We start from the raw sequence: 18,604 nt of genomic DNA, 5'->3' as shown, positions 1-18,604 counted from the left end.
GATTGTAGTTATCGGCTATTTCCTTTCGGTAGCCATAACTATATCCATGGTTCTCAAAGTCCGCCCAGTCTTCGCCCGTGAAGTCGTCCCCGGAGCCGCGTGATCCACTACCTGTAACCTCAGTGCTAAAATTCCAAACATATGTATATGTGCCGTCTTCATATTCATATACAGTTATGCTTGACCCATCCTCGGCCTCATATATTTCTCCACCGTCGACACTTTTCTCGCCCGTGCTTGTGTAAGTCTTGCCGGCCACCTTGACCTTATTGCCCTTTGCAGCACAAGGAAGGTTTCGGGGCCCTCGGTACAAAGGATGATACATTCCCATCGGGGTACCAGCGACATCGCCACCAATTGAGTCGGCGAGCAGGCCGAACGGGTCGGTGAAGTTGGCGGGGGAGTTGTGGCAGTAGGCGTAGAGGGAGGAAAGGGAGAAGATGGGGTCGCGGGAGAAGAAGCGCCCGAGGGACTGGTTGTAGTAGCGGGCACGATAGAAGGCGGAGAGCCTCCGCTCCCTTACCCTGGGCTGAGGGGAGCTCGGAACGTGCGAGCCGACCCAGTTTGTTCGCCGCTGAAAGCAGCTATCCGAGTGCCGTTGGCACCCGGTGAAGCGATACATGCAATCCACCTGGCCAGAGTGATACGTCCCGGTCGGTTGGCCAAAGGCGTCGTAGCTATACGTGGTTTTGAGGTTCTCGCTAGCGTCCATGATGTTGATTATGGAGCCGAGGCGGTCCTTCATCAGTTGGGCGTGTCGTCCCTCGTTGTCAAAGATTCCAGCAAACGCTTCGCAGCAGCACGTTGATATTCCTGGCCTACTGATGAGCCGGCCTCCAAGTATCGCTTACACTCGTCTTGGGCAAGGCCCTTGCTGATTAGCTCCTTCACAAGCCGCAGATCATACCCGCCGTATTTCAGGAAGCCCTTCGGCGCATCTGCGTCATAAGAACGCTTAAGCCACAGCAGCGCAGAGTCGACGTCTCCTTCTGCGAGAGCAATCACGCCAAGCCCAGTCGCACACTCGTTCCGTCTAACCTTCAACCAGGCATAGCCCTCGCACACAGAATACATTCGCTCGATTTTCGGCCAGGCATCTGAGTAATACTGGTATGCCTCTCGCCTGTCCCCTCTTGCCAAGCGCAGGTCTCCCAACTCCACGTCGCACTTCACGGATAGATAGAGCTCAGTGCACTCAGACCCCTCAGCATCCTCGACGTCGCACAGCGATTTGGTCGTCTCAATTGCCTGATCAGTCCTATTCTGCGCCTTCTGGAACCAACGGAGCTGATGCAGGATACTTGAGTCCTTAGGATATAGCTGGGCCGCTGCTCTCGATAGTCGAAGTCCCTGAGAAAACTCACCCTTCGGACGGAGCACGTTCGCTACGTTGTAGTACTTTAGCGCTTTTGCCGCATTGCTTTGGCTCGGCATTGCCAAGACCAACCGTATCAGCTCATCGCAAAACCAGACATCTCTAATGACATACAAAGAGATAGTAAAACACACTTCAGCGTCCTGTGGGTCCAGCTCAAAACATTTGCTCGCAGCCTGCACGGCAACAGTAAGCCAGTGCCTGCGCTGGTCGCTCTCCGCAGGATAGCGATTCGCCAAATGGCAGCAAGCACGAAACAGGTTGTAGCTGTCGAGCCAGGATGTTGACAATACCTTGCCATCTGCATACCGCTCACCGACATAGGCCACCACGTCCGCCTCCGGAAACAGGGCTGTCTCTCCTGTATCCAACATCGTTCGGTCGAAGTAGAACTCACTGGCGTGACCTAGCGCCCTTAAGTGGCTCGTGTCAACAGGCGACTCCTCCGCAGCTGCTAACGCGCAAGGTGCCACCCCTGACAAAACCACCACAACCAGGCAACTCACAACGAGCAACCCCAAAACAGACTGCCTCATAACCATTTCAGCATCATCCTCTCCTTCTTTCTAGCTTCAGCCCAATCTCACGAACATATTTAATCTACCGAACTTTCCGGAACATAGCAAACATGTTATCTGCACGGCCTTTACTAGATGGAGCCGAGCCGGTCCTTCATCAGGTAGTAGGTGTCGCTCGCTGTCCTCGATACGCCAGTCGAGCTGCCTCGCACAGTCATCGACAGCGGCTCATCCACCCACGGCCCGTGCGTGTATTCTTTATTCACCGTTGACCAGTCCGAGTTATACTCCTGAATGACGTCGTTTCTATCGTAGAAGAACTTGCGCGTGCCGGACGAGTCTGTCAAGCTGAGTCGTTTGCCGTCTGGACCGTAGGTCATTGGCGGAGAGCCTCCGCTCCCGTAACCTGCGCCGAGGCTGCGCTTTGGCCGGGAGTTGAGGCGAGCTCGGCTGACACGCGCGCTCGCCAAGCGCAACTTTTATCGCAGCTTCTCACATTTCCGATGTGCGATTCTATTCAGCAACAAGACAAACAATCCGAATACGCAACCTTTCAAGACAGTTTTCAGCACACCTTGCCAGTTCTCGACCCAAGACTTGAAAGGAAGTTGGACCTCCATCCAGAACGCGGACTCAAAGGGACTTACACCGCTGGGCCACCTCGTTCCCAAGAGGAGCACAATGAACAGCAACGAGATCGAACACAACACTGTATACCATCTTCTCTGGCCTCTTGACTGCAGGTTCATGCGCCGCTTGAGCAAGTACATGAAGCCAAACCACATCCCAAACGCGAAAATGCCAGCGTACGGGCGCCACCAAACTTCTGTCATCTGCGTTTCCATTTCAATAGGATCCTCGAGTTAACTAGGGAGCCGGGATATTCTGCGCATCAAAAGTCACAGACATCTCGGTCCCGCCACTCCCCCCCCCACCGAATGTTTCGCTGCATTTATTCTTACATCTTGTCTCTGCCCCGTTTGCCTTGTTGACTTCCGCCTTATACATGCGGTCGGCCTTCAGACGGATTCTGTCCGCCCCTCGGTGGTAGTCACCAGCTCCATAACAATCGCCCACATCAACGCCTTATTCATTTTCTTTCCTTTTCGCTCTATTGCCATCAGTTCCTAATGTCTGTGGGGCCTCAATAAAAAATGTAAAGCTAGTAAATGCCTGTACCACACTCCGCGATGTATGTCAAGTCAAAAACGTATATCAAGCGCGTTTTTTTGGCCAGCATGATATTTAGAGTCGATATCATGTCCTGACCCATCATCGGGGCCCAGAATGTAAAGGCGGAGAGCCTCTGCTCCCGACCCAGTGTCTGCGCACCCATAGCTTCTTTTACCGGCGAACGAACTCGGTCGGCTCGCACCGAAACGGAGCTCCCCTTCACAGCCCAAGCCACGCCCACCAAAGACATACGTGTGCGGTTGCCACCTCCGGTCCACAAGGTAAGGGAGCGGAGGCTCTCCGCCCGAGTGCCGTGGGCACCCAGACACTGGGTCGGGAGCGCTTGTCAGCTCAGATCGCGCATGTATTCGTGGTAGAGCTTTGCGTATTCGCCGCCCAGGGCGAGTAGCTCTTGGTGAGTGCCTCGCTCCTTAATCGTGCCGTCGCCGACGACGAGGACCAGGTCCGCGTAACGAACCGTAGAGAGGCGATGCGCGACGACGAAGGACGTGCGGTCGCGCATCAGTCTGCCCATGGCCTCCTGTAGTCTCTGCTCGATCATAGTGTCAACGGACGATGTGGCCTCGTCCAGGATGAGAATCCTGGGGTCGGCGATGAAGGCTCGGGTGAAGCAGATGAGCTGGCGCTCGCCCTGTGAGAGGCCCGCGCCTCGCTCATGGACTTGCGTTTGATAGCCGTCCGAGAGCTTCATTATGCAGTCGTGGGCGCCGAGAGCTTTCGCCGCCTCAACGACTTGCTGTTCCGAGACGTTGGGATTCGCGAACCTGAGATTCTTCATGACTGTCCCGGTAAAAAGGAAGCTCTCCTGAAGCACGATACCCATTTGCTCGTGCAGCGAATCGAGCGTGACATCCTTTACATCGTGGCCATCGATCGTGACACTACCTCGCTGCGCCTCATAGAACCTGGGTATAAGAGACACGGTGGAGCTCTTACCCCCGCCAGTCGGCCCGACGAGGGCGATTGTCTGGCCAGCCTCGGCCTTGAACGAGATGTCCTTCAGGACCCACTCGCGCTTGCCATTCACGTCGTAGCTGAAATGGACATCCTTGAACTCGACCCTGCCCTTGATTTCCGGGATCGGTTTGGCGTTGTCGCGGTCTTTGATTTCCGGCTCCGCATCAAGCAGCTGGAATATCCGCTCCGCCGCCGCCGTTGCCGCAAGGGCATTGTTGTAAAGATAGGTCAGACCCTCAAGCGGCCAGAAGAACATGCCCAGATAAAGCATAAACTCCGGAAGCACTCCGATCGTCAGGTCGCCGCGGACGACAAGGCCTGCCCCGTAAAGCAGGATAATGCCCGTAGCCGTCGCAAACATCATGTCGATGAACGGGAAGTATGTGTTCCACACCCTCGAGGCGCCCATCATGTTACGGATATATCTATCGTTAAGCCTGCGGAAGGTCAGAGCGTTTCTCCTCTCCCGCATGAACGCCTGAACAACCCGCACGCCATTGATATTCTCGGCGAGGTTCGCCGTGATGCGCGAGATGCTCTCCCTAGTCCTTCGGTAAGCGACCAGGCCATATTTGTGGAACAAGATGCTTGCGACCGCAAGTGGAGGCATTGTCACGACAATGGCAAGGAACAGTCTCGGGCTGCTGAGGCACATGAGTACTGTGACCCCGGTGAGGCGCAGGATGCAGCTGCTGAACTCCACAAGGCCCCACGTAACGATCTCTTCGAGCGATTCGATGTCCCTATCGGCCCTTGCGATTATCCTTCCCGCTTTGGTCTTGTCGAAGTATTTCATCGACAGTTCCTGAACGTGGGTGAATACAGCGTTTCGCAGGTCGTTCAGCACTCTCTGCCCTCTCGAAGAGCCAATCCTTATCTGGCACAGCGCAAGCAGCCATCTGGCAAGCGAGGTCAACGCGTAAAGCGCTGCGATCAGCCCCAGGCCAGCGATATCTCCTTTGACGATGTGGTCGTCGATGCCGATCCTGACCAGCCTTGGCCCGATCAGTGCGCAGGAAACCCACAGCAGCTCCATCACCAAGACTAGAGCGATCGCCCACTTGTATGGCGCGAGATACGTCAACATCCGTCTGATAACTTTCTTTGAGAGTGGCGCGCGGGCTAGCTCCTCTTGCAGCGCCACATCATCTATCGCTGTGGTCATCCGATCACATCCTCTGCGACCCTGTCGTTCAGGCTCTGCCCCTCGTAGATAGTTCGGTAAATGCCATCAGTCTGCAGCAGCCCCTCATGCGTCCCTGTCTGCACTATCTTGCCCTCATCGAGCACAATGATTTTGTCTGCGTGCTGCACAGTCGAGATGCGCTGAGAGATGATGAAGGTCGTCTTCTCCTTTGAAAGACGTCTAAGCGCCTCGTGTATTCCGCGTTCGGTATAGGAGTCAACGCTTGCTGTCGCGTCATCGAGCACCAACAGCCGAGGGTTGGAGACTACAGCCCTGGCTATTGAGATGCGCTGTTTCTGACCACCGCTGAGCGTGACGCCGCGCTCGCCGATTACTGTGTCATAGCCATAATCAAGACCCTCGATAAACCTATGCGCACCCGCAGCCTTCGCATATCTCACGATGTCTTCACTCGACGCCTCGGGACATCCGTAGCGAATGTTGTCTGCCACAGAGGCAGAGAAAAGAAACGTGTCCTGAAACACGATGCCAACCTGACTTCTCAACGAGTCGAGAGTCACTTCTGTTACGTCTTGACCATCGATCAGGACACGGCCCTCGTCCGGATCATGAAAGCGAGCTAGAAGTGAGATCAGCGAGCTCTTGCCGCAGCCCGTTCTGCCGACGACGGCGACGGTTTCTCCCGCCCCGACCTTGAAGCTCACCTCGCTGAGCACCTTCTGTTCTCCGAGTTTGAGCGACACATTGTCGAAGACGACGTGCCCTGGTCCCCTAGCGAGAGGTCCCGCGCCATCCGCGTCCGCTATCCCCTCGTCTTCATCCAGCAGCTTGAATATCTTCTCAGCGCTCGCTGAAGCCTGCTGCGTAAAATCAACCATACGGCCGACGGCCCTCATGCGATCCGCTATGTTATTGAGATAAAGCAGACAGGCGGCAATGGCGCCCAGAGAGACCGCTCCTTTCATGACAAGAACACCGCCGAAGAAAAGCGTCAACGGAATGCTCAATCTGAAAATGAACATGGCGAATGGAACGTTATCTCCCCAGACAGTGATCACGTTGATCATCTGTTGCATGAATACCTGAGCTCTGCTCCCGAATTTGCAGATCTCCCGTTTCTCTTGCCCGAATGCGCGGACGACCCTTGCCCCGGCGATGTTCTCTTGAAGAACGGTTGTGACCTCGTCGTACTTGTCACTGGCGTCCATGAACATTGGACGTATCTTCCCCGCGAATTTGGCCATCAGGATAACGGTCGGAATAACCATGGAAAGCGATGCGACACCCAGCCTGTAATCCCACGTCAAGATGACGATCGACGCGCCGATCATGTAGAATACAATCTCTGGGCCCATGAAGACCGTTGTCGCAAGAAACATCCTGATCTTGTCAATGTCGCGTGTGGACCTTGCGATCAGCTCGCCGGACGACGTGTTACCATGATACTCAAGCGACATCCGCTGCACCTTCTCGTACACCTTACATCTCAGGTCCGAGATGACCCCGTGAACGAGCGCGGTCTGAATCAGTCCTCGGCGGAACCGAAACAGGTCCCGCAATAGCGAGGCGCCGATGTAAAGCAGGACGTAACACAGCGTAAGCGGTATGACTTGCGCCTCATCCACCCCTGCCCGGACCATTCGAGTAACGTGGTTAATGGCCCACGCAACCACGACCGGTCTCAATAGGTCAAATCCCAGACCGCCGTAGAGCAGAACATAGAGCAGCACAGCCTTCCGCTTGTAAGGCTTAATGTGCTTCAAAAGCCGCCAGATGACCCTTAGTGACGGCTTTCTATCCTCAGCCAATTGAACATCATCTCCGTTTCCCAGTAGCGTTAAAAATGAAAAACCCTGAACTCGTGAGAGTCCAGGGTTTTAAGGAGGAGAAATTGAATTTTCTACCAATCAATAAAATCCCCGGGCCCTCCCCGGCATGCAATGTCGCTTGGAACCGGCACGTTCGCCCGATTCTGCGCATAACACCCCACGGCGCAGACGCCCGCCAAGATTGTGGGACGCTTCCTATCCACAGTAATCAGCCCTCCAAGCGCTCAATGAAGCAAAAGTATGAGATATCAAACCATCAATATAACAAGGCTTGACCCACTTTGTCAAGTATTTTTTGCGGACTTTTTTTCACCGCTAGAGAAAAGCTCGTGTCCCTCAGCTGAACCACCACCAGAAGCCCCTTACCAGGCTGTAAAGCATACGCGCTCAGGATGCACACCCGCCCCTGGCACACCGCGACCGATCCGATCTTCTGAACCTCAACCCAACATCTCAGTGACTATTGCCTCGGCCGCCGCCCGGGGGTTCTTGGCTCTAGTGATCGGTCTGCCAACGACGAGGAAGTCCGCGCCGAGCTCGACAGCCCGGGCAGGTGTGATGGTTCTCTTCTGGTCGTCCTGGCCACCGGCGGGTCTGATCCCCGGCACTAGCACCTTAAGCTCTGTCCCAAACTCCCTCTTCAATGCCTCGAGCTCGCGCCCGGAAGCAACAACGCCGTCGAGTCCTGCTTCCCTGGCAAGTCCGGCGAGGTGGATGACCTGCTCTTCAAGCGATCGCCGACATGAAAGCTCTTCGGAAAGGGCACGTTGGTCCAGGCTTGTGAGGAGCGTTACTCCCATCAGAAGCGGCCTGTGAGGCTTGTCGTCCCAGACCTCTCTCACGTTCCCCGCGGCCGCCTTCATCATCTCAAGGCCCCCAAGCGTATGCAGCGTCATGAGCCGAACGCCCATTTCGGCCAGGTTCACGGAAGCTTTTGCGATGACGGAAGGAATATCGTGAAATTTCAGGTCCAAAAACACGTTCAGTCCATTCGACACCAGCGTATCCACGATCGTGACGCCAGCGAGTGTGAAAAGTGCGCTTCCTATCTTGAATGACGAGACGATTCCCGAGAGCTCATCAACGATTGATAGAGCGTCATCCGCAGAATCTGTGTCAAGCGCCACAAAGAGTTTTGATGCGTCCATGCCTCCCCCGGCTTCAATTCATTCACTAAGCGTCATCGCCGCCGGCCGAGGCCTCAGCCAGCAGGCCGTGATGTCTCATTTTCGTCCTAAGTTGTTTTCGACTTATTTTGAGGTACTTCGCGGTGTTGGTCTGATTCCAGCCGTTGGCCTCGAGCGCTCTCAGAATAATGCCCCTTTCTACCTCTCTGAAATCAATGCCGCCAGAAGGCATGTCACGGACCAAGTCATCCGAGCCCGAGGCGGACATAATTGACTGCCTTATGTTCTCTGGGACTATCCTGTCGGATGTGCACATGACGGCCGCCCTCTCCACAGCGTTCTCGAGCTCCCTGACGTTGCCGGGCCAGTCGTAGTTCACAAGCGCCCGCATCACCGCCGGGGCAAACAACGTGATGCTCTTGGAGTTCTCGTCGGCATACTTCTTGAGGAAATGCTTGGCCAGAAGCGGTATGTCCTCCTTCCTGGACCGAAGCGGAGGAACCTTAATCGTGATCACGTTCAGCCGGTAGTATAGGTCCTCTCGAAACTTGCCCTGACGAATCAAGTCTTCGAGGTCTTTTTGGGTTGATGCCTCAACCCGTATATCGACCTGGACGTCCGTAGAGCCTCCGATGCGCTGGAAACACCGCTCCTGAAGGACTCGCAGCAACTTCGCCTGCACGGAGAGACTTACTCCAGCGATCTCATCGAGAAAAAGCGTCCCGCCGTCCGCCAACTCGAACTTACCCTTGTCCCGACGATAGGCTCCCGTATATGAGCCTTTCTCATGGCCAAACAACTCATTCTCCAACAGCGTCTCCGGAATCGCCGTGCAGTTGACAGCGACGAATGGCGCGTTCTTTCGAATGCTCGTGTAGTGAAGCGCCCGAGCGATCAGCTCTTTTCCTGTGCCGCTCTCGCCGACTATGAGCATTGTGGCGCGGCTGTCTGCAACACGGCGGATGGTGTCGAAGACATCTTGCATCTCGGGAGCAGAGCCTATCATCCCAGCAAATTCGCACTCAGAAGCAGCCTCGAGCCTCGCTGGCGAGGTCAAGTCCCGTTCAGTCAGCGCGCGCTCGACTAGAACGAACATCTCGTTGTAGTCAACCGGTTTCGTCAGGTAGTCGTAGGCGCCCTGTTTCATCGCCTCAACTGCCATCTCAATGCTGCCATAGGCCGTCATCATTATGACCGGCAACTTGGGATGGATACTCTTGACCGCCCGTAAGAGGTCCATTCCGCTCTTGCCCGGCAACACGTAGTCCGAGATAAGCACATCAACATTATCTGCTTTGAGTCTTTTCAAAGCCTCCTCCGCAGAGAGACTCGTCAAAACGGTGTGCCCACGCTGCTTGAGCCGAGCGGCAAAGACTTTCAATATGTTGGCCTCGTCGTCAACAACCAAAACTGTTGCCACTGCAAACACTCCTCCTAAAGCAAGAGGCCGACTGGATTCTCGATAGTTAGCCCACTCTGATATTGTAAAACCAAAAACTCCGCCCACCCACAAGAACAGGAGAAAAGCAAATGGCTAATCGTTCTTCGTCCAATCCCTGACTAGGTTCTCCCTGCGTATGTCCGCAAACTCGTCATCTTCGTCCTCGCAAGCCGGCGCCTTGTCTGCCTCCGCATTGCGGTTCGAGGCTGGTTGTGGCCCTGCAGGCTGGTCTCGCGGCTCATCGTGATGCTCCTTGGGCCAAAACGATTCGGGCATGGACTTGCCTTCACCCATCTGCTTCTTTCCTTTCAAGGTGGCGAACTTCTCTAGCTTGTATAGCTCGCTATCTAACGCCAGGCGGTCTTTCTCAAGTTCCTTCTGTCTGGAAGTCAGCCTGCTGACGGCCCAAAGGATGAACACGATGACAACCGCAACGATCACAACGATGATCGGCCCGAGTGCCCTCGGATTCTCTCCCATGGATTGGATCCAATACTCCATGTCCCTTACCTCCTTCGCGACTTGCGAGCTGTCCAAATCTAACAGTGAGAGTGCGCCATAATCCGTCGCAAGTCAAGAGAGAGCAGGAGATGATGAGAAACGGGGACACGGGGCAGTCTCGGGAACCGGTAGTTGAATGCCAGGGCCATCTTCGTTAGATTCGAGCTATCTTACAACATCAAATATGGGAACAGACTCAAGCAAACAGCCGCAGATTGCAGGATGAACTTGACCAATACTAAGGCTTGGAGCAACTCAAGGATATTCCTTATCCTTCTTTTCTGCGCTCTGATAGTCAGAACGATATACCTCCTGTCCTCGCCCAACATCCCACAGTATCGATACTTCAACTTCGACGAGGCGGACTACGAGCTCATCGCAAAGAACCTCTTCGAGGGGAATGGCTATTGCTACCTCAGAGGGCATCCCACAGCTTTCAGGCCCCCGCTGTACCCGCTCGTGGTCGCCTCAGTCTATAAGGCCTCGGGGACGCGGAACCATGCGGCTGTCCGATGGGTTCAGGTGCTCTTAAGCTCCGCCACTGCCGGCCTTGTTTTCCTTCTCGGCTTGCTTGTCTTCGGGCGAGGCGCGGGCGTATGGGCGGGCGCAATCTTCGCACTGTATCCAACGATGCTCTACTACGTCCCAAAGCTCATGACCGAGACGCTCTTCATCGCCCTGCTCTACGCCTCGCTTGTTACGGTGGTTCTCGCAATTAAGCGAGGCGCCGCGAATCTCTTCGCCGCAGCCGGGCTTCTCTTTGGCGTGTCCTTCCTGTGCAGGCCAGTCTTGCTCCCCTTTATCATTGGCCTGTTCGTCCCGATGATGTTCCTGTTGTCGAGGCGCAAGGTGATACACAGGACGGCCGTTTGCTCAATCGCTTTCCTCGCCGTCTTCGTGGCTGCGGTCTCGCCCTGGGTCATAAGGAACTACATCGTGTTCGACGAGTTTATCCCGACTGACACGCACCTGGGCTGGGTCCTATGGCATAACACGAAGGTCCACTTCGATTTCGACGCTGATTTCGCCAAGTCAAAGCGCGAAATTGACCAGGCGCAAGCGAAGGGGAAGCTGACGAGCGAGGGCTTCTTCGACGCTATCCAAAGGCACGCTCACTTCGGGGTTCAGGCGCAGCAGAATGGGATCAGCAAGGCCTACGGCCCGGCCCAGGTGCCGCGGACGGAGACTCAGATCAGCCGTTTCTTCGTGAGCAAGGCCGTGGAGTTCTACGGCCAGCATAAGTTCCGCTTTGTGAGGGACAGGGTTGCGAACTTCATCAACTTCTGGATGCCAATCTCGTCGATTGAGGGTAGGAAAGGCAAATACCTTTACTGCTACGGCGTCATTGCTCTCTTCGCCGCCATCGGGCTCTATCTCGCCATCAAAAAACAGAAACTGATTGCCTCGCTGCCGCTTCTTTTGATTGTGGCGAACTTCTGGATCGCCACGACGCTCATCATATACCACTCGCGCCTGAAGATGCCCGCCGACATCGTAACCATAGTCTTTGCGGGCTATTCGATGGACGCAATCCGCCGCGAAAAGGGCCTGAAATGGCTTCTGTGCATTGCCGCAATCGCGATTGGCCTGAACCTCATTGCTGGCCTCTTCTTGTTGTCGCTCAAGGAGCTGGTCAAGGCGGTGTTGTAAAACTGATTGCAGTGCCCTCTTGCGGCTGCGCCTCATTCAAAAGTCCAATCGGCGGTTGCCAGGTTGCTGACGGCGTCCTCGGTCCCCTGCGTGAAGCACATCGCAAACCAGGTGTACGTGCCGCTTGGCAGGCCATCCGGCAGCGCCATCTCGAAGAACGCATAGTCGCTGATCGAAAAGCCCTCCGACATCGGCGTCATCGAGTATCCGGGGCTCATCTCGGAGCCGAAGTCCGGCCAGAACCACAGCGAACCGTCCGGCAGCATTATCGCGATGTAGAGGTCAACGTCGATATCTCCGCCGGTGTTGGTCGCGGATATCATGGCAACGTGGGTATCGCCAGCAACGTATTGGTCGCGGTCCGTTGAGAGTGAGAGTTCGATGGGCGACACCGCTGCCTTCTGGTAAGCATAAAGCGAAGGGCCACCAAACGAGCAGAGAACACGGCCTTCGGCCCAGGGGTCAACAGCGACTTTGTAAAGACCAAGCGCATCGATGCCCGGACACTCGATCCACTCCCATTCAAGCCCGGCGATCGGGTCCAGCGCGTAAAGCCCGGCGCCAGGAAAACTGCTGCCTCGCATTCCAGTGCCGGCATATACGATTCTCGTGTCTGTGGGATCAATCGCGATGTCGTAAACGCACATGTCCGGTAGTCCTTCGGACAATGGAACGAATGTTTTGCCTCCATCCGAGGTCTTCTCAACCCTGTTATTACCTCCGTAGCTAACTCCAAGATACACGACGTCGGGGTCTGAGGGGTCTATAGTAACGCAGTTGATCCCGTAGGTGATGCTCGCAACTGTGGCCCAGCTCTGGCCGGCGTCAGTCGTTTTGTAGATATCTTTGACCGCCCAGACATCTCCGAGGGCTGCCCAAAGGACGTTTGGATCGCTCGGAGCAACTGATATTAGCCAGACCTCGTTTCCATCCAGGGCCAGACCTGAGTTCGATTCCTGCCAGCTCTCGCCGGCGTCCCGTGATACGATGACGCCTCTACTCGTGGTGGCAAGGTACAGGTTATTCCCGTTTTCAGGGTCGATCGCCAGACCCTTAGCACCGCAGCCAGGCTCAAACAAAGTTTCCCAGGTCCGGTCATTGCCCATATCGGTGGACCTGATGAGTCCCCCACCTCTCCAGGCATAGACCGTCGCGTCGTCGGTTGGGTCGAGCACGACCCATTCGGGAGATGGTTCAATGGTCGTGCCCGTCACGCCCAAAAGCTGCCAGTCTGTATCCTGCGTCTTCCTGAACAGGCCGCCCTCGGAGTTAGCGAATATCAGGCCAGGCACCCGATCGCTAACCGCCATGTTGTTGACGCCCCAGCCGGATATCCCGTAATTGGATGGGTACCACGACCCACCAGCATCATCTGTACGGTATATGCCAGCGAATGAGGCAAGCCAAGCGTCAAGCGGCGACTGGGACGAGACGACCAGGTCGCCCGTCACCCAATTGCCTATTACAACCCCGTCCTGCCGGGTCTGCCAGCTCGCGCCGGAGTCTGGACTTACCACAAGCCCGAAGCCCCCGGCAGCATATATCACGCTCGTGGCGGATGAGGCGATCGCTACTCTGTCCGTCTCCTCTTGCCAGATCGTCTCCCAGGTGGACCCACCGTCGGTTGACCTAAAGATCCCCGCCTCGCCACAGGCATAGACGTTCATGCGGTTGCGCCATTCGACCGCGACCCTCTTGATGCGAAGTTCTGGCTGGGGTAAGTCGAGCTCCACCCAACCTGATGCCAGGTCCTCCGAACGATAAAGCCCTTGGTTCTGCCCGCACGCGAAGTAATACCGGGCCTGCCCGGGAGCGCTGCACGTGAAGAAAGCAGTCGTAGTCGTTGTGGGAATGCCCTCGCCAACCTTCTGCCAATCCGTCAGGCCGTCATCCGAGGCGTAAAGCCCTTCAGATGTGCAGGCCACCAGAGACCCACCGTCCGCCGTGTGGCTTGTGAACGAAAGCCAATGTACCTTTTTGTCCGCAAATACATCGTCCGTGACCTGCTGCCAGCTTTGGCCTCCGTCGCTCGAGACAAGGGGAAAATTCACGCCGAAGCGGAACGCCGTGGCAAGCAGGCCCTGCCCAGCGCCGGCTGCAGCGACGGAGCTTACCAAGCCTTGTTTAGGGACCGGAAGCCTATACCAGCTTGCACCGCCGTCCCCGGACTTGAACAAGCCAGCGCAACCTGCGAAAAGGACGTTCGGGTCAAGCGGCGCCTGCGCCAGACAATACATCTCTCCGCCCCAGGGGCCTATCGGCTGCCAAGGTCCACTTGCGCCCGCCAGCTGGCCAAGGCCAAGAACAACCGCAAAAAGCGTAACCAATAAGATGCCAAGTCGAGTGAAGAAGCAACGTTTCATCGCTCTCTCCTCATTGTGATAAATCGATTCTTATCTTGCGCCCTCGCCGGATGATTCAGCACAAGATTAGCCCGAATCTCGCAAGTTGGACCACCGGTTCAGGCGGATTCACCAACCTGAAACTGATATACAACACGCCTTGTGGATTATCCTCTCACGCCGCCACAAATATGTCAACACCACAATTGCGACGTGTCCGCTAACCCTAATAATTCATAAATCGGGGTTTTATTTTGGGCAATTCGGGCAAATGGTGGAATCTAACACGCAGCATGAAGGAGTCGCTTGCTATACCTTTTTGTGTTTCGGGCGGGGCAAACACGGCCACTACCAGGCTGTGGCTGGCTGGGCTTCCGGCGCCTCGCTCTTATCCTCTGCCATCATGCGCCCTCTTCGTGGCTCTTGGTATCCTTTGTGGAGGCACTACCAGTCCTCGATCATCTCGCGGCGCGTCTGGGGGATAGTCTGCTCGGGGGCGCCCTTGCCGGCCTCGGCGTCGGCTATCATCTGGGCGAGCCTCTTGAGCCAGCCCGTGGGTGGCGTCTTCAGCGCTTGCTTCTCTTTCTTTAGGTATTCAAGCAGCGCCGACATCTTCGCGTCCCAGTAATCGCAGGTGGCCTGTACCCGCGCGGGGGCATCGCCGATGTATCCGGCTGGGTCCTCGAGTATCCTGAGGTTCAGCGGGCTCAACGTTCTCAAAGCTCCTTTGATCGCGTCGTCTTGGCGGGCCAGCTCGATCACGGTCTTGCCCTGTGCCCGTGCAGCTGACGCAAGGTCTTTCGCCTTCTGGTACGCATCTGGAACGCCAGCGAGCGACAGCACAATGTAAAGCGGCTCGGCAGTTATGTATCCCTTGCTCGCCTCGAGGTTCGCCGTCATCTTGGCATCGTCAACGACGAGGGTATTCAACGTGTCTCGCATTCGCAGCACGGCGTAGTCGAACGCGGCGACGAGCTCCACCGTGAACCGCCCCGACGCGGAGTTGGTGAGGTCGCGTTGGTGTTCGGACGTCTGGTCGAGGTATTGCGTGATCATTCTGGGCATGAAGGCCTTGTAGAGGCTTTTTATATTCTCGAAGCTCTTTGGGTTCGTCTTGTGAGGCATTGTGGATGAGCCGATGCCCATCTTCCCCCGTGGCTCGATCACCTCGGCTATCTCCGAGCGGTGCAAGTGGCGCATGTCGTCGGCCAGGTTGGCCAAAACGGAGAAACAGCTGGCGAGAGAATGGGCGAAATCGGTGACGAACTCGGGCTCGACGATCTGCGTCGAGGTGAACGTCTCTGATGGCAGAAGGCCAAGCCTGGTGAGAAAAAGCCGCTCGACAAGGTGTGCTGATTTCGGGAACCTGAGCGCCAGCGCGTTGTGGGCGCCGACCGCTCCGGATAGCTTCCCCCTGAGGTTCTGCCTCGCCGCCTCGATCGCCATCGCTCTCTTCGCAAAACGACTGACATAGACAGCAAGAAAAAGCCCAAACGTGATCGGCTCGGCGTGCATGCCATGAGTCCTGCCGATCTGGACCGTCTCGGCGTGCTCCCGGGCGAGGCGCGAAAGCGTTGAGATGAGCGAGGCGAGGTCGGGGATGAGGACCTCTCGTGCGAGCTCCTGATAACGCAGCGCGTTGGCCGTGTCGAGGATGTCGAATGACGTCGCAAACAGATGCACGAAGCGCCCAGCCTCGGCGGAGACCTTCTCCCTGATCGCCTCCACAAGCGCTTTTGACGTGTGATGAAGCGCCTCGTCGAGCTCGTAAACCTCGAAGGCCGTAACCTCTCGTGATGCGCGAGTTACCTCATCTGCAACGCCTCGCGAGCAAAGGCCCAGGTCGGCAAACGTCTCGACCAGCGCCGCCTCGACCCTGGCTTGGTAACAGATTGACGCCTCTTCGCAGACGAAGGGCATGAGTTTTGTGAAGAGCGATTGCTCACCGCCGTAATATCGGAAATCGAGCGGACTTACCGCGTGAAAACGATCCATTGTTCTGCTCCTTTCGGTAGATTAGTATCGGCAGTATATTCGTGTCGCGACCTTCTGGTCAACGGGATTAACATGAGCGTCTGGAGCAGACAAAAGATGCTATCGATAGATGTGCGGACGGCGACGTGACTGGGCGAGCTGATCGGGCGACCAGCTGGCCTGTGTTTGCAATCGTCGTCGTTGGCATCGCCCTTCGGCTCGCGATCTACTTGCACGGCAAAAGCCTGTGGATTGACGAGGCGATGCTGGGCGTCAACGTAGCTGAACGTTCCTATGGACAGCTTCTCGAGCGCCTCGACTGCATGCAGGTGGCGCCACCTCTGTTTCTTTTCATCAGCAGGTTCATGTATGCCTCTTGGGGGCACCTGGAATACTCGCTGAGGTTATTCCCTCTCGTCTGTGGGTCTATCGCGTTAGTGCTCATGGCACGACTTCTCCTGAAGCTCTCATCGCGCTTCTCTGCCGTGTGTGCAGTGGCAATAGCCGCTTTCGGCCTGTCTCAGGTCCAGTGGGCCACCAGTTTCAAACAATACGCGTCCGACGAGCTCTGTGCAGTATTGATACTTATTGCCGCTGTCGGCTGGGAATGCTTCTCGGCGCGGACAAGATACGCCCTCGCCGCCTTGCTCCCAGCGCTGGTGTGGGTGTCATACACGTCGGTGTTCGTCCTATCAGGCCTCGCAGCCGTGGCTCTGAGCTTCGCACTCAAAGAGCGCCGCGGGCCCAAGCGCGGCGCCCTCATTGTCCTTCTGTGCTCGATGGCAATCGCCTCCAGCTCCATTTACGCAGCCACCGTTCACAGATCGGTTAGATACGGGGCCATGATGAAGTTCTGGGCAGATGGATTTCCCCACCCGCCATACACGACCTGGCTCTTCGAGAAACTCGTGGACATCTTTGGGTCGGCGGTGGACCTCGAGCCCGTTGCACCCCTCATCCTCGGCATCTGCATTTGGGGCGCCTGGTCGCTCGCCAAATCCAAGCGCTGGCCGGTGGTGATGCTCGCAGCGGTAACGTTCTTTTCGGCGGTGGCCGCCGCCTCGCTGCGCATCTATCCCTTGGTTGGGGGCAGGCTCACTATCTACTGGGCGCCCATTGCGCTGCTATTCCTCGCCTCTGGCCTTGATGCCGCATATCGCGTGTTGAAAAGCTCTTTCGGCCACCAACTGGTGAGGGTTTTGGGCGTGGGTATGATCATCGGGGCCTTCTGCGGACTTGCCGCTGGCGCCTCGAAGCTAATTGTCAGACAGGAGATGCGCCAGGTTCTTAACGAGGTCGAGCACGGCGCCTACAACGATGCGTCCATTGCCGTCTCTGTCTATGCTAGCCCGGCGTTCCTGCTCTACGCGGGACCGAAGCTCAAGAAAAATGCGATCTGGCTCCAGAACTTGGGCCTTGATTCTCAGCAGCTCTATTGGGCCTGGCTCACCGCGGGCCAACCAGCCAGATTTTGGCTCGTTGTCTCGCACGCCGACTTCGATTTCCTTGGACCAACCTTGAGCGGGATAAGGCCTTTTTCTAAAATCAAGAAAAAAGTGAGGCTGGGCAACAGCGCAGCATTCTTGATAGAGCCTCGGCCTCAGCCGGAGTGGCCCAAACCGCGAAAGGAGCACTAAATGCCGCCAACCGAGACGAAAACGATACGTCGGCCGCGTTTGGAGAAAGCCGTTGAGCTGCTCTGGTGGGCAATTGTCGCATCGGGCATAGGCATCAGACTAGGTGCTTATTGGTACAACAGGAGCCTCCGGAATGGCCACAAAAGAACTAGCTTCCTTCCCAGCGGTCTTTTCGTGCGCATGTCCCCGACACGGCACGGCACGGATTCAGTATTGAACAATTGCGCGTGGGACGTATTCTTATTCAATTGTAAGTAACATACTCAACTGTTTGCGGCTTCGAGGTGTGGTTGTTATGCCGACATATTGTCTGTTCTGCCATCGTCCGATACGAAACGTGAATGAGATGGTTGAGGACGCTGGCTATTTATATTGCAGCGAGAATTGCCATTCCAGGGCGGTCGTGCTCTTCGCGGAGGATGTCCGGGCGTCGATCAGGCGGTCTAAACTCGAGAAGACACTCTTGGGCGCACAGGATGCGCCGCAACCGGGTTACCCGACCCTTCCAAAAGGCGACGCTTCCAGAACTACGATGGTCATAGCCGCGCTGTTCGAGCGGCGTGGCGATTTTAGAAGGGCGATGGCGTGCTGGAAGAAGATCGCACTTTTGCACAGAGGCAATCTGGCGATAAGAAAAAGGGCAATGAGGCGCATCAAAGACCTGAAGAGGAAGGGAACCACCCGGTGCTATCCAGAGGTGGGGAATAATCCCGGAAGAGTTTGACCTACATGCCGGCAACAGACACATTCACGCCGGCTTACTGCGGCATCGGAATCCGACCCTAGTGCTTCGATGCAGCAAGCCAGAGAAACACATCACTGAAAGGTTCTCTCATGTGCACCTACACCAGTTATCCGCCGGCCTCAACCTCTACTCGGAATGATACAGGGATACGGCCAAGTTCGGCCGGG

The 18,604-nt window shown here is 56.2% G+C and carries 14 protein-coding genes; 3 read left to right on the top strand and 11 right to left on the bottom strand.

Going from position 1 to position 18,604, the window contains the following annotated elements:
- From VM163_08580 to VM163_08540, 9 genes are all read right to left on the bottom strand, one after another.
- Positions 1-745 (bottom strand): RHS repeat-associated core domain-containing protein (locus VM163_08580; GenBank protein ID HUT03929.1); only part of this gene is annotated, 745 nt, incomplete at its 3' end.
- The gene (locus tag VM163_08575) at positions 745-1,917 is read right to left on the bottom strand and encodes a hypothetical protein (GenBank protein HUT03928.1); all 1,173 of its coding nucleotides are present in this window, start codon (positions 1,915-1,917) and stop codon (positions 745-747) included. The genes VM163_08575 and VM163_08580, both read right to left, overlap by 1 nt.
- A 107-nt stretch (positions 1,918-2,024) precedes the next feature.
- Positions 2,025-2,273 carry a hypothetical protein gene (locus VM163_08570; GenBank protein ID HUT03927.1) on the bottom strand — a complete coding sequence of 83 codons (249 nt, stop codon included), beginning with the start codon at positions 2,271-2,273 and terminating at the stop codon, positions 2,025-2,027.
- A 782-nt stretch (positions 2,274-3,055) separates the two neighbouring features.
- Entirely contained in the window at positions 3,056-3,268 is a 213-nt protein-coding gene (locus VM163_08565; protein HUT03926.1) for a hypothetical protein, read from the bottom strand.
- Positions 3,269-3,412: 144 nt separating this feature from the next.
- Complete coding sequence (locus VM163_08560; GenBank protein HUT03925.1) at positions 3,413-5,209, bottom strand: ABC transporter ATP-binding protein; 1,797 nt, start codon at positions 5,207-5,209, stop codon at positions 3,413-3,415.
- Entirely contained in the window at positions 5,206-6,999 is a 1,794-nt protein-coding gene (locus VM163_08555; protein HUT03924.1) for an ABC transporter ATP-binding protein, read from the bottom strand. Before VM163_08555 ends, VM163_08560 begins: the two co-directional genes overlap by 4 nt.
- 461 nt (positions 7,000-7,460) lie before the next feature.
- On the bottom strand, positions 7,461-8,168 hold the full coding sequence (gene pyrF / locus VM163_08550) for an orotidine-5'-phosphate decarboxylase (GenBank protein HUT03923.1): 708 nt from the start codon (positions 8,166-8,168) through the stop codon (positions 7,461-7,463).
- 25 nt (positions 8,169-8,193) lie between these two features.
- A complete protein-coding gene (locus VM163_08545) occupies positions 8,194-9,567 on the bottom strand; it encodes a sigma-54 dependent transcriptional regulator (protein HUT03922.1) in 1,374 nt (457 codons plus the stop codon).
- A 114-nt stretch (positions 9,568-9,681) separates the two neighbouring features.
- A complete protein-coding gene (locus VM163_08540) occupies positions 9,682-10,089 on the bottom strand; it encodes a hypothetical protein (GenBank protein ID HUT03921.1) in 408 nt (135 codons plus the stop codon).
- Positions 10,090-10,317: 228 nt separating this feature from the next.
- On the opposite strand from VM163_08540, the gene VM163_08535 reads away from it, so the two are divergent.
- Positions 10,318-11,739, top strand: a complete 1,422-nt coding sequence (locus VM163_08535; protein HUT03920.1) for a glycosyltransferase family 39 protein — start codon at positions 10,318-10,320, stop codon at positions 11,737-11,739.
- Between the two features lie 32 nt (positions 11,740-11,771).
- Here VM163_08535 and VM163_08530 read toward each other — a convergent pair whose 3' ends face one another.
- Both VM163_08530 and VM163_08525 read right to left on the bottom strand, forming a co-directional pair.
- The gene (locus tag VM163_08530) at positions 11,772-14,102 is read right to left on the bottom strand and encodes a hypothetical protein (GenBank protein ID HUT03919.1); all 2,331 of its coding nucleotides are present in this window, start codon (positions 14,100-14,102) and stop codon (positions 11,772-11,774) included.
- 423 nt (positions 14,103-14,525) lie between these two features.
- On the bottom strand, positions 14,526-16,076 hold the full coding sequence (locus VM163_08525; protein HUT03918.1) for a lyase family protein: 1,551 nt from the start codon (positions 16,074-16,076) through the stop codon (positions 14,526-14,528).
- A 125-nt stretch (positions 16,077-16,201) separates the two neighbouring features.
- Here VM163_08525 and VM163_08520 point away from each other — a divergent pair, with 125 nt between their 5' ends.
- Entirely contained in the window at positions 16,202-17,692 is a 1,491-nt protein-coding gene (locus VM163_08520; GenBank protein ID HUT03917.1) for a hypothetical protein, read from the top strand.
- Positions 17,693-17,987: 295 nt separating this feature from the next.
- Positions 17,988-18,416 carry a hypothetical protein gene (locus VM163_08515; protein ID HUT03916.1) on the top strand — a complete coding sequence of 143 codons (429 nt, stop codon included), beginning with the start codon at positions 17,988-17,990 and terminating at the stop codon, positions 18,414-18,416.
- The last annotated feature ends 188 nt before the right edge of the window (positions 18,417-18,604 follow it).

This window comes from bacterium (genome assembly GCA_035527515.1).
Classification (GTDB): Bacteria; B130-G9; B130-G9; order B130-G9; family B130-G9; genus B130-G9.
The sequence above is the reverse complement of the archived record's forward strand: the minus strand, read 5'-3'. Positions and strand labels throughout refer to the sequence as shown.